The 12,467-nt window shown below is 75.5% G+C and carries 7 protein-coding genes; 4 read left to right on the top strand and 3 right to left on the bottom strand.

The features are described 5' to 3' along the window. Position 1: 1 nt before the first annotated feature. Together ACIBR0_RS14870 and ACIBR0_RS14865 are read left to right on the top strand one after the other, a co-directional pair. A complete protein-coding gene (locus tag ACIBR0_RS14870; protein ID WP_396715821.1) occupies positions 2–811 on the top strand; it encodes a thioesterase II family protein in 810 nt (269 codons plus the stop codon). A 10-nt stretch (positions 812–821) separates the two neighbouring features. Continuing rightward, a complete protein-coding gene (locus ACIBR0_RS14865) occupies positions 822–1,385 on the top strand; it encodes a flavin reductase family protein (protein ID WP_357041556.1) in 564 nt (187 codons plus the stop codon). 75 nt (positions 1,386–1,460) lie between these two features. Here ACIBR0_RS14865 and ACIBR0_RS14860 read toward each other — a convergent pair whose 3' ends face one another. Beyond that, entirely contained in the window at positions 1,461–5,483 is a 4,023-nt protein-coding gene (locus tag ACIBR0_RS14860; RefSeq protein ID WP_396715819.1) for an amino acid adenylation domain-containing protein, read from the bottom strand. Between the two features lie 385 nt (positions 5,484–5,868). Here ACIBR0_RS14860 and ACIBR0_RS14855 point away from each other — a divergent pair, with 385 nt between their 5' ends. Both ACIBR0_RS14855 and ACIBR0_RS14850 read left to right on the top strand, forming a co-directional pair. After that, entirely contained in the window at positions 5,869–7,302 is a 1,434-nt protein-coding gene (locus ACIBR0_RS14855) for a SagB family peptide dehydrogenase (RefSeq protein ID WP_396715817.1), read from the top strand. 73 nt (positions 7,303–7,375) lie between these two features. Further along, positions 7,376–10,648, top strand: coding sequence for an AfsR/SARP family transcriptional regulator (locus ACIBR0_RS14850; protein ID WP_396715815.1), 3,273 nt, complete (start codon positions 7,376–7,378; stop codon positions 10,646–10,648). On the opposite strand, the gene ACIBR0_RS14845 is transcribed toward ACIBR0_RS14850, so the two are convergent. After that, entirely contained in the window at positions 10,630–11,451 is an 822-nt protein-coding gene (locus ACIBR0_RS14845; protein ID WP_396715813.1) for an ABC transporter permease, read from the bottom strand. The genes ACIBR0_RS14850 and ACIBR0_RS14845 overlap by 19 nt on opposite strands. Further along, a complete protein-coding gene (locus tag ACIBR0_RS14840; RefSeq protein ID WP_396715811.1) occupies positions 11,448–12,413 on the bottom strand; it encodes an ATP-binding cassette domain-containing protein in 966 nt (321 codons plus the stop codon). The genes ACIBR0_RS14845 and ACIBR0_RS14840 overlap by 4 nt, the downstream gene beginning before the upstream one ends. Positions 12,414–12,467 lie beyond the last annotated feature (54 nt).

Genomic DNA, 12,467 nt, shown 5'->3' with positions numbered 1-12,467 from the left:
GATGAGCGCCTTCCTCCGGCCGAGGCCGGTACCCGACCCCGACCTGCGTCTGGTCGCGTTCCACCATGCGGGCGGCTCCGGCAGCGCCTACTTCCCGCTCAGCCGGGGCATCCCGCAGGAGTGGGACCTCCTCCTGCCCGACCTGCCCGGCCGGGGCCGGCGGCACCGCGAAGAGCCGCTGCGGGACATCCCCGGCATCGTCGCCCGGGTGGTCGAGGACCTGCTCGACTGGGCCGACGCGCCGCTCGCCCTGTTCGGGCACAGCCTGGGCGCGGTGGTCGCGGCGGAGACCGCCCGGGCGCTCGGTGCGTACGGCGTCGAACCCGTCTGGCTCGGCGTCTCCGGCCGCCCGGCCGCCGGCTACCGGGGCCCGAAGGCCACCCTGCCGTACGACGTCTCCGACGACGAGATGCTGCGTCACCTGTTCGCGCTGGGCGGCATGCCGGACCGGATCCACGAGGTGCCCGAGTTCCGCGCCCAACTGCTGCGGCTGGTCCGCGCCGACCTCGGTGCGCTGGCCGGGTACGTCCCGTCGCCCGTTCGGCCGCCGCTGACCGTGCCGATGACCGCCTTCGGCGGCGCCGAGGACGACTGGGCGCCACCGGCGGCGATCGCGGCCTGGGCGGAGGAGACCACCGGACCGTTCCGGCGGCTGCTCTTCCCGGGCGGGCACTTCCACTTCCTCGGCGCCGCGTTCGGGTCCTTCACCGCCGCACTGGTGGCGGAGGTCCACGCCGCGACCCGATCCACCTCCCGGCCCCGGCCCACGCCCGGCGTGGTCGCCGCCGGAGCCGCGTCACCCCCGGCGTGAGGAGCCCACCATGAACACCAAGGACCAGCTCGTTCCGGCCGACACCCCGCCGGTCGACATGCGACCCCTGATGGCCAGCTTTCCGTCCGGCGTCACGGTGACCACCGCGCTGCACACCGACGGCCGGCCGCGGGGGATGACGTGCACCTCGCTGTGCAGCGTCTCCCTCGACCCGCCGATCCTGCTGGTCTGCCTCCGCTGCGGCAGCCCCACCCTGGAGGCGATCGCGGCGAGTCGCTCCTTCGCGGTGAACCTGCTGCACGACCAGGCTCGGGCCTTCGCCGAGTTGTTCGCCTCCGGAGCGGTCGACCGCTTCGAGCGGGTGCGCTGGACCGTCGGCTCCGGGGCCGGTGGCCCGCACCTGCTCGACGCCGCGCACACCATCGCCGACTGCGAGGTGACCGACGACAGTGTGGTCGGCGACCACGCCGTGGTGATGGGCCGGGTCCGGGCGGTCACCCGGCTGCGTCCGCAACGACCCCTGCTCTACGGCCTGCGCCGCTACGCCACCTGGGCGGACCTGGTCGACGGCAGCTACCTCTCCTCCGACGCCCAGGCGTTCGACTGGTCCTGACCGCTCCCGCCGCCCGCAGGGCTCCTCCGACCGGGCCGGACACCCCGATCCGGCCCCCGTCGACGGATCGCCCGCTCAGGACGGTACGACGAGTGCGTCCCGCGCCGTGGCCCCCGTCCCCGCCGGCCCGGCCTCGACCGGCTCGGCCGGCTCGGCGAGCCCACTGTCGGCTGCGAAGCGGGCGATGCGCTCGGCCAACCGGGCCGAGGAGGCGACCGACACGATCGAATGGTGGTCCTCCGGCCAACGTTCCACGGTCAACTCCGGGCAGACCGCTCGCCAGGCGGGCACCGGGTCCGGGCGGGTCACCCGGTCGGCCACGACCAGCAGCGTCGGCGCCACTCCCCGGGCGGGCCGGTGGGCGGCCAGCGCGGACAGGTTATCCCCGTGCACCCGCACCAGCCGTCCGTACCCGGCCTCGTCCAGCTCGACCGGGAGCAGGCCGGCCCTCCGGGCAGCGGCGTGCGCGGCTCCGGCCAGTCCGGCCTCGGTGGCGGTGGCGAGCGCGGCGGCCACCGGTGCCGGCAGCCGGCCGCCGGCCAGGTCGGTGAGGAACTCCCGGTGCCGCTCCCGGTCGTCGGCCGGCAGCCGCAGGGTCCGGATGTCGCTGTCGACCATGACCACCAGGGCCACCTCGCCCTCGTCGTGCAGTTGGGCGGCCACCTCGTGGGCCAGCACGCCCCCCATCGACCAGCCGGCGAGCAGGTACGGCCCGTCCGGCGCCAGCCGCCGCAGCTCGGCCCGGTACGTCGCGGCCAGGTCGGCCAGGCTGGGCCGGTCGGTCGGGTCGTGGCCCGCCAGGGCCGGGCTCTGGAAGCCGTACACCGGGCCGGCCCAGGCGCGGGCGAGGTCGGCGTACCGGGCCACCGACCCGCCGACCGGATGGCACAGGAACAGCGGCCGGCCGGTGCCGTCGGCCAGCGGCACGGCGCTGCGGACGGTGCCGTCGCCGACGGCGAGCCGGGCGGCCAGCCCGCGTACCGTGGGGGCGTCGAAGATCTGCCCGAACGGGACCTCGGTGCCGAGGTCGGCGCGGAGCCGCTGCACCAGGCGCAGGGCGAGGAGCGAGTTGCCGCCGAGGGCGAAGAAGTCGTCGTCCGGCCGGACCGCCGGCACCTCCAGCAACTCCGCCCACGCCCGGCAGATCCGCTCCTCCAACGGGGTGGCACGGCCGGCGCCGTCCGGGGTGGCGGACCAGTCGTCGCGGGTGGCGGCCTCGGCGGTGGCGAGGGCCCGGTCCAGGTCCACCTTGCCGTTGCCGCTGAGCGGCAGCCGGTCCAGCAGGTGGATCCGCGCCGGCACCAGGTAGGCGGGCAGCCGCTCCCGCAGGTATCCGGCGAGCGCCGCCCGGTCCGGCGCCGCGCCCTCTCCGGGCACCACGATCGCGACCAGCCGGCGCTGCCCGCCCGGCACCTGCTGGGTGGTCACGGCGCAGTCCCGGACGAGCGGGTGGGTCCGCGCGACCGCCTCGATCTCACCCGGTTCCACCCGGAAGCCCTGCACCTTGACCTGCCGGTCCTCCCGGCCGAGGAACTCGATGGTGCCGTCGGGCCAGTACCGTCCCAGGTCCCCGGTGCGGTAGAGCCGCTCCCCGGTTGCCGGGTCGGTGACGAACCGCTCGGCGGTGCGCTCGGGGTCCCGCCAGTAGCCGTCGGCCAGCCCTGTCCCGCCGATGTAGATGCCCCCGACCGCCCACGGTGGACGCAGCCGGAACCGGCCGTCGAGCACCCGCATGGTCTGGTTCGGCAGCGGCCGGCCGTACGGGATGCTCCGCCACGCCGGGTCGACCGCGCCGATCTCGTAGCTGTTGGACCAGATCGCCGCCTCGGTCGCGCCACCCAGCGCGGTGACCCGGGTGCCCGGCCAGGTCTGCCGGAGCCGGTCGGGCAGGGGGGTCGGCACCCAGTCCCCGCTGAGCAGGAACGCCCGGATCGGGGGCCGGTTCGCGGGCGGTCGGGTGGCCGCCACCTCGACCAGCATCTGGGCCAGAGCCGGCACGGAGTTCCAGACCGTGGCCCGGTGCCGGGTCGCCGTGTCCGCCCAGCCGAGCGGGTCGGGTTGACGTCCGGCCGCGGGCAGCACGATCGCCGCGCCGGCGGCCAGGCTGCCGAACACGTCCCAGACGGAGAGGTCGAAGCTGAGCGACGAGATGCCGAACACCCGGTCGTCGGGGCGCAGCCCGAACCGCTCGTTGACGTCCAGCACGGTGTTGACGGCGGCCCGGTGCGCCACCGCGACGCCCTTGGGTCGCCCGGTGGAGCCGGACGTGTAGATCACGTACGCCAGGTCGTCCGCCGTGCCGGCCGGCGCGACCGGCTCGCCGGCCGGCGGCAGCCGGTCCACCTGGACCGCCCGCACGTCCCGTCCGGCCAGGTCGGCCGGCCGGTGCGACTGGACCAGCGCCGTCCGGGCCCCGCACTCGTCGAGCAGGTGGCCGATCCGCTCGGCCGGCAGGGCGACGTCGACCGGGCAGTAGGCGGCGCCGACGCGTAACACCCCGAGGACGGCCACGACCTGCTCCCAACCCTTGGCCATCACCACCGGCACCAGGTCACCCGGCCCGACCCCGTGCCGGCGCAGGGTGGTGGCGACAGCGGCCGAGGCGTCCGCCAGCTCCCGGTAGGTCAGCGTCCGGCGGTCGCTGACCACGGCCGGGCGCTCCGGCTGCTCCTCGACCCGGCGCAGGAAGCCGTCCTCCAGCCGTCCGGCCGGCGGCGGCCCGGCGGGCGCGTTGTCCCGGGCCACCATCGCTCGGTGGGCCGGTGGCACCGGCTCGGGGGCCGTTCCGGTCTCGACGAGGGCCCGCAGCGTCCGCTCGTACGCCGCGAAGGCCGCCTCCGCCAGCCCGGCCGGAAAGGCGTCGTCCACCACGTCCCAGATGCAGTCCACACCGCCGTCCGGTGCGTCCTGGAGCTGGTTGTCCACCAGCACCTGCGGGGTCCGCAGGTGACTGTCGACCTGGCGGCAGACCGGCCGCCCGAGTGCCGGCCCGGCCGGCCGCCGTGGCGCGAGCATGCTGTTGAAGACGTACGGCAGGGCGGCCCGGCTGGTCCAGCCCCGCCGGGCGGCCAGCTCACGGGTGATCCGGACCGCGGTGACGTCGCTGTGCGCCATGTCCCGCCAGAGCTGGCGCTGCACCTGCCGCGCCCGCTCCCAGAAGTCCTCACCCGTGCCCAGGTCCACCTCCAGGGGCAGGGTGGCGCTGAGCTGGCCGACCACCCCGGACAGCTCCGGGTGCAAAGCGGGCAGGTTCTGGTGCAGCACGTTGAGACAGAACCGGGGCTGCGTGGCCCAGCCCCCGAGCACCTCGGCGAAGACCTGGAGGAGCGCGGTCGGCGGCAGCACCCGGTGCCGCCGCGCGGCGGCGCAGAACAGGTCCCACTCCGCCGCGCTCAGACGGCAGACCCGACGGATCAGGCGGACCGGGTCGATTCCGGCCAGCGGGCCGGCCAGCGGCAGTTGCGGCGCGTCGGGCAGGTCGTCCAGCCGACGCTCCCAGTACCGCCAGTGCTCCCGGTACGGCTCGCTGTCCTGCCAGGCGACCAGGTCGCGGATGCTCTCCCGGAAGGTCCGGGCCGCCGGCGGCAGCGCCGTCCGCGGGTCCTGATAGAGCTGCCACCACTCGCCGAGGAGGTGCCGGGTGCTGCCGGAGTCCAGCAGCAGCAGGCTCATCGCCAGGTGCAGCCGCCACCGGTGTCGGCGCAGCCGCTGGGCGACCACCTCGAACAGCGGCCATCCGGTCGGGTCCACCCCCTGCTCGGCCAGCCGTTCCCGTACCTCTCGCAGCGCGGTCTCCCGCCCGGCCGGTGGCAGGTGGGTCAGGTCGGTCACCGCCAGCGGGAACGGCTTCACCCCCGTGTCGGGCAGCACCCGCTGGCCGCCGTCGGCGAGGATCACCGTGCGCAGGTGCTCGTGCCGGTCGATCAGCCGATCGACCGCCGCCCGGGCCCGCTCCGGGTCGAAGTCGACCACGTCCAGCTCGACGTACATGGTGGGGCGGAAACCGCCGAGCTCGATCAGGCGGCTGCTGCCGACGAGGTAGCCGGCCTGGAGGTCGGTCAGCGGGAAGGTCTCCCGGGACTGGGGGTCCGTCGTCACTGGGGCCTCCGGCGGGTACGGGTGTCGGTAGGGGTTCTCCGGGTGCTGCCCGGCCGGGGCGGCCGGTGGATCCGGCCTGGTCGGCGCCGGATTCGGCGCGTCGGGACCGGGCCTGGTCCGCCTAGAGGGTGCGCCTGCGCGGCCGGCCTGTCTTCGCGCAGATTGCTGTTCCCGCAGCGCGTCGGCCCCGCCGGGCGGCACCCCTGCGGCGGCGCGCGTCCCGGCAGGTGGCCGGGCGCCGGACGGCAGGCTCCGGAGGGGGCGGATTGTCCACCCGGGAGGCCGCCCGGTCACCTCCCAGATTGCCCGGATTCGACGCTTGTGACCGCCTTCCCGGGCTGCCTATCGTGCGCTCACCGCCCGACCGCCGAGGGAGCGTACGCCGATGACTCTCACCGCCTCCGCCGCGCCACCGGAGACCCCGCCGCCCGCCGCCGGTGGTCCGGGCGGCCCCGGGGCGGCCGGCGTCGTGCAGCGCCACCTGGCCGCCGCGCCCGAGCTGGAACAGGCCGTCTGGGCCGCGGCCCGGTCCGCGCCGGCCCGGCTGCGCGCCGCCGCCGGCCTGCTGCTGGCCGCGGTGCTCGCCACCGGGCTCGACTGGGCGTCGTCGCTGGCCTGGCTGCGCGGCGACGCCGACCCCGCCGACCCGGGCGACGGCATGCGGGTCCCGACGGAGGAGGCCGCACCGGCGGCCGAGGGGCGGGTCGCCGCGGAGTCCGCCTTCCTGCGCAACGAGGCGGAGTGGACGAACTGGTGCCGGCGTACCCGGACGGAGGCCGGGACCGCCGGCACCGGGCTGGGGGAGTGGCACGCCCACCTCGCCGGCGTCCTCGCCGACCTGCGCCGGCTCGACCGCGCCGGTCGGCTCGACGCCCCCGCCGGGTCGGTGTTCCGGCGCCTTGTCGAACTGCACCAGCGGCGGCTCGGTCTCACCCCCGCCGAACGGGCCCAGGCGAGCTGGCTGGTCTCGCTGGCCGTGCTCCGCACCGCGCCCCGTGGCCCGTTCTTCGCCGACGGCCCGGAGGCTCTCGACCGCCGGCTGCACGAGGAGGCCAAGTACGCGCCCGCCACCATCCTCGACCAGATGCCGGACCTGGTCGGCGCGGGCACCGAGGGCCGGCAGCCGCTGCCCGTACGCGGGGCGCCGCTGCCGTTGGCCGGGCAGCACGCGGACCTGCCGGGGCTGGCCCAGGTGCTGCTCGCCCGGCGCAGCGCCTACGGCACGTACCAGGGTCCGCTCACCGCCGAGGAACTGGGCCGGTTGCTCTACCACTCCGCGGCGGTCACCGCGGAGAAGGCCATGCCCGGCGCGGAGGCGTCGCTGCGGGTCCGACCCCACCCCAGCGGCGGCAGCCGCTACCCGCTGCGGCTGCTGGCCTACTGCCACGACGTCCAGGGCGTGCCGCGCGGGCTCTACCTGCACGACCCCGACGCCCACGCGCTGCTCCCGCTCGACGCCCGGGACCTGACCGGCGAGCTCATCCCGGCGGTGCCGGCGACCGATCCCCGGCTGCCCGCCACCAAGGCCGGCGGCAAGATCGACGCGGCCGGCTGTCCACTCTGGCTCTTCGTGGTCGCCGACCTGACCTACCAGCGGCTGCACTACGGCCTGCGCTCCTACCGGCTGGTGCTGCTGGAGGGCGGGCACGTGGCGCAGAACCTCTCGCTGGTCTCCACCGGCCTGGGGCTGTCCAGCGTGGGGCTCTGCGGCTTCTACGACGACGCGCTGCACGCCGCCCTCGGCCTGGACGGGGTCAACTCCGCCGTCCTCTACACGTACCTGGTCGGCCGGGTGTCCGGCCCCGCCACGCCGGACTGAGCCGACCGGCCCGCGCCCACCGCGACGTCGACGGTTCGTCACCGCGTCGGCACCCGGTGACATGATGGTGCGCATGCAGGTTGGCATCCTCGGACCGCTCACGGTGGCCGTCGACGGGCGGCAGGTCGAGATCGGCGGCGCCCGGTTGCGCCGGCTGTTGATCCTCCTCGCCCTCGAGGTCGGCCGCACGGTCTCCGTCGAGGCGCTGACCGACGCGCTCTGGACGGACACCCCGCCGACCGACCCGACGAACGCCGTCCAGTCGCTGGTGTCCCGGCTGCGCCGGGCGCTGCCGATCGCCTCGGCCCTGCACTCGGCGCACGGCGGCTACCGCCTGGAGCTGCCCCGGGAGGCGGTGGACGCGTACCGGTTCGAGCGGCTGGCCCGCGAGGGTCAGCGGGCGCTGCGCGCGGGTGACCCGGCCGCCGCGAGCACCTGCCTGGCCACGGCGCTGTCGCTGTGGCGCGGCCCCGCTCTCGCCGACGCCACCGACACGCGGTACGCCGCAGCGGCCGCCGCCCGGCTGGAGGAGCTGCGGCTGTCCGCGTTGGAAGACCGGGCGGAGGCCGACCTGCTCTCCGGCCGTGCGGACCAGCTCGTCGCCGAGCTGGAGGAGCTGACCGCCCGACACCCGCTGCGAGAGCGCCCCCGGGCGCTGCTGATGAACGCCCTCTACGCCACCGGCCGGCAGGCCGAGGCGTTGCGCTCCTACGAGGACTTCCGCACCCGGCTCGCCGAGGAGCTCGGTGTCGACCCGTCCCCCCGGGTACGCGACCTGCACGTGGCCATGCTCCGCCGCGATCCCGCGCTGACCCCGGCCACCGTCCCGCTCACCCCGGCGGGAGCGCCGGAGGCCGTCCCGGTGCCGGTTGGTCCAGTGCCGGCCGGGGCCGCCACCCCGGACTCTCCCGGTGCGTCCACCCGGCCGGGCAACCTGCGGGCACCGCTGACCACCTTCGTCGGCCGGGCTGCGGAGCTGCGGCGCCTCGCCGGCCAGCTCCGCGACGGCCGGCTGGTGACCCTGGTCGGGCCGGGCGGCGCCGGCAAGACCCGGCTGGCCACCACCCTCGCCGGCTCGCTCGCTGACGACCATCCCGGCGGCGTCTGGCTGGTGGAGCTGGCGGCCGTGATCGACCCGGACGACGTACCGCAGGTGGTGGTGCGGGCGCTCGGTCTGCGCGAGGCCGGCCTACTGGACGGTCCGGCCCCCCGGGACCTGCTCGATCAGCTGGTCGAGGCGTTCTCGGTCGCGCCGGCGCTGCTGGTGCTGGACAACTGCGAGCACCTGGTGGACGCCGCCGCCCGGCTGGTCGACGAGCTGCTGGGCCGCTGCCCCGAGCTGCAGGTGGTGGCCACCAGTCGGGAACCGCTGGGCATCGTCGGCGAGGCGCTGTGCCCGGTGCCGCCGCTCGCCCTGCCCGCCCCGGCGGCCACCGTCGCCGAGGCCGTCGAGTCCTCGTCCGTGCAGCTGTTCGTCAACCGGGCGGCCGCGGTCTGGCCCGGCTTCGCCGTCACCGACGCCAACGTCGCCGCGGTGGTCGAGGTCTGCCGGCGGCTGGACGGCCTGCCGCTCGCCATCGAGCTGGCCGCCGCCCGGACCCGGACGTTGCCGGTGGAGGAGCTGGCCGCCCGGCTCTCCGACCGGTTCCGGCTGCTCTCCGGCGGCAGCCGGACGGCCATGCCCCGACACCGCACGCTGCGCGCCGTGGTGACCTGGAGCTGGGACCTCCTGGAGTCCGACGAGCGCCGGCTGGCGCAGCGTCTGGCGGTCTTCCCCGGTGCGGTCACCCCGGACAGCGCGGCCCGCCTGTGCGAGCTGTCCCCGGCGATCGGACCCGCCGCGCTGGACCTGCTCGCCGCGCTGGTCGACAAGTCGCTGCTGCAACGGCTGGACGGCCCCCTGCCGCGCTACCGGATGCTGGAGACCATCCGGGAGTACGGCCTGGAGCGGTTGGCCGAGGAGGACGAGGTCGGCGCCGCCCGGCGGGCGCATGCCGAGTACTTCCTCGAGCTGTCCGAGCGGGCGGAGCCCCGGCTGCGCGGGCCCGAGCAGGTCGCCTGGCTGCCCCGGCTGACCGCGGAGCGGGAGAACCTGCTCGCCGCGTTCCACTTCGCGTGCGACACCGGCGACGCGGCGGTCGCGGTCCGACTGGCAGCCGCCGTCAGTCCGCTCTGGACGGTGCAGGGCAATCACGCGGAGGCGGCCGCCTGGCTGCGGGCGGTGCTCGAGCTGCCCGGTGAGGCGCCACCGGCGGCGCGCCGGGCGGCCACCGCCGCCTACCTGTTCAACACGGTGCTCTCCGGCGGCCGGGTCGGTGGGGACCTCCCGATCGAGGCGCTGTTGGCCCGCCTGCCCGACCGCGACGGGCCGGACGACCACCCGGTCGCCGCCCTGCTCGACCCGGCGCTGGCCTTCCTCCGGGAGGACGCCGCCGCCGGCCTGGCGGCCATCGCCCGGCTGCGCGACCACCCCGATTCGTGGGCGCGCGGCACGCTCCTGCTGATGGCCGCCCTGCTGCACGGCCAGGACGGCGACACCGATGCCATGCGGGCCGACCTGGCACACGCGGCGACCGCGTTCCGCGAGACCGGGGACCGGTGGGGTCTGGCCATGGCGCTCACCTTCGAGGCGCACGCCCACCTCGTGCTCGGTGACTTTCCGGTGGCGATGGCGTCCGCCGATGAGGCGGCGGCGCTGCTGCACACGCTGGACCCGACGGCTGACGCCGCGTTGCAGCGGGTGCTGCTCGCCGTGGCCCTGATCTGGCACGGCGACCTGTCCCGGGCCCGGACCGAACTGCGCGCACTGGTCGCCCCGGCCGCCCGGCCGGTCGCCGCCCGCTACCTGGTGCTGGCTCACCTCTGGCTCGGCCACCTGGCCCGCTACGACGGCGCCCTCGACGAGGCGGCCCGGGCGTACGACCGGGCCCGCGCCGACCTGGAGCGGATCACCTTCGACGCGGCGCTGTACCGGGCCATGCACCGGTGCGCCTCGGCCCAGTTGGCGGTGGCACGGGGCGACCAGGAGGGTGCCCGGGAGCATCTCTCCGCCGCGTTCGCGCTGGCCGCCGAACCGGGCTACGTGCCGGTGCTGGCGGAGATCGGGGTGGCCGCGGCGGCGGCGTGCCTGGCGTGCGGCGACGCGGAGCTGGCCGCCGAGCTGCTCGGGGCGGCCAGCGCACTGCACCGCGGCCCGGACTCTTTCCACCCCGACGCGACCGAGCTGGGTCGCCGGCTCGCCGACGTACTGGGCAGGGACGTCCACACCGTCGCCGTCGAGCGAGGGCGGGCCCGCGACAGGGCCGACGCCCTCGCCCTCATCGACGCTCAGGTACGCCGTCGGTAGGCACGTACCGCGAGGGGCATGAAGAACGCGAGCAGCCCGATCGACCAGAGCAGGGTCCGCATCACCGGCCCGGCCACCGGCCCGCCGAGCAGCAGGCCCCGGCATGCCTCCATGGCGTGACTCGCCGGATTGATCTTCACCCAGGCCTGGAGCCAGCCGGGCAGGGTGTCGGTGGGCGCCACCATGTTGGTGCCGAACGCCAGCGGGAACATGGTCAGCGTGACGATGCCCTGCACCCCGGCGGCGTCCCGCGACACCACGCCGGCCAGCACGTACCCCCAGCTCAGGCAGAAGCCGAAGAAGACCGTCAGGGCGCAGGCGGCGAGCGCCTCCAGGAGGCCGGTCTCCACTCGGAAGCCGAGCAGGTAGCCGAACGCGAACACGGTGACCAGCGAGATCACGTACCGGATCAGGTCGCCGAGGACCGAGCCGATAAGCGGCGCCGACCGGCCGATCGGCAGGCTGCGGAACCGTTCGAAGACTCCGGTGCGGATGTCCGCGTTCAGGCTCACGCCGGTGATCATGATGCCGGAGATGATCACGGTCATCACCAGGGCGGCCGGGAAGATGAACTGGAGGTATTCCCCGGTGTTGCCGGAGACCGCGCCGCCGAACAGGTAGACGAACATGACCAGGAAGATCACCGGGATGAGCACCGCGTGGGCGAGCCCCTCCGGGGTGCGGCGCACCTTGATCAGGCTCCGCTGGGCCAACGCGAGGCTGTGCCGGAGCAGCCCGTACGGGCGCTTGACCGGCTCGGTCACCGTACCGGCGGACTGGCTGGGGACGCTGGTCGCGGTCACGCGGTCACCTCCTGTTCGCGCTCGGGCTCGGCGGTGTGCCGGCCGGTGAGGGTGAAGAACACCTCGTCCAGACTGGGCAGCCGCAGGGACAGCTCGGTCACCGCGATGTTCGACGCGGCGAGCTGACGGACCACCTCGGTGAACGCCCCGTCGCCGACCACCGGCACGGTGAGCATCCCGGGACCGACCTGCTCGGGCACGTGCCCGGCCACGCTGCCCAGGATGGCCGCGGCCTCGCCCACCTGGGACGGGTCCGTCGCGCGCAGCTGGATCGTCTGCCCGCCGACAACCTGCTTCAGCTCGTCCGGGCTGCCGTTGGCGATGACCTTGCCCCGGTTGAGGACGACGATGTCGTCGGAGAGGGTGTCCGCCTCCTCCAGGTACTGCGTGGTGAGCAGGACGGTGGTGCCGTCGCCGGCCATCGTCCGGATCATCCGCCAGACCTCCTCCCGTTTGGCCGGGTCGAGCCCGGTCGTCGGCTCGTCGAGGAAGATCACCGCGGGCCGACCGATCAGGCTCGCGGCCAGGTCGAGCCGACGCCGCATGCCGCCGGAGTAGGTGCCGGCGCGGCGGCCGGCCGCCTCGGTCAGCTCGAAGCGCTCCAGCAGCTCCGCAGCCCGGGCGGCCGCCTCGGCCTTGCGCAGGTCGAGCAGTCGGCCGATGAGCACCAGGTTCTCGGTGCCGGTCAGGTCCTCGTCGACCGAGGTGTCCTGTCCGGCGATGCCGATCAGCCGGCGCACCCGGGCCGGCTGGCGGACCACGTCCACCCCGCCCACCCACGCCGTGCCCGAGTCGGGGCGCAGCAGGGTGGCGAGGATCCGTACCGCCGTGGTCTTACCCGCGCCGTTGGGCCCCAGCATGCTCAGGACCGTGCCCGGGCGGGCCGCGAAGTCGACGCTGCCGAGCGCTGTGTTCGTGCCGAAACGCTTGACGAGGGCTTCAGCCTGGAATCCGTACCGCATGCCGTCGATGCTGGCAGTGCCCGCTGGCAGAGCCCGCACAGATCACTGTCACCC

Source organism: Micromonospora sp. NPDC049497 (genome assembly GCF_044465805.1).
In the GTDB taxonomy this organism is placed as follows: domain Bacteria; phylum Actinomycetota; class Actinomycetes; order Mycobacteriales; family Micromonosporaceae; genus Micromonospora.
This window is presented reverse-complemented; position numbering and strand designations above follow the sequence as displayed.

Coding starts and splice junctions, on each gene's coding strand:
- ACIBR0_RS14855 (WP_396715817.1), top strand. CDS start 5,869: ATGACTCTCACCGCCTCCGCCGCGCCACCGGAGACCCCGCCGCCCGCC.
- ACIBR0_RS14870 (WP_396715821.1), top strand. CDS start 2: ATGAGCGCCTTCCTCCGGCCGAGGCCGGTACCCGACCCCGACCTGCGT.
- ACIBR0_RS14850 (WP_396715815.1), top strand. CDS start 7,376: ATGCAGGTTGGCATCCTCGGACCGCTCACGGTGGCCGTCGACGGGCGG.
- ACIBR0_RS14840 (WP_396715811.1), bottom strand. CDS start 12,413: ATGCGGTACGGATTCCAGGCTGAAGCCCTCGTCAAGCGTTTCGGCACG.
- ACIBR0_RS14865 (WP_357041556.1), top strand. CDS start 822: ATGAACACCAAGGACCAGCTCGTTCCGGCCGACACCCCGCCGGTCGAC.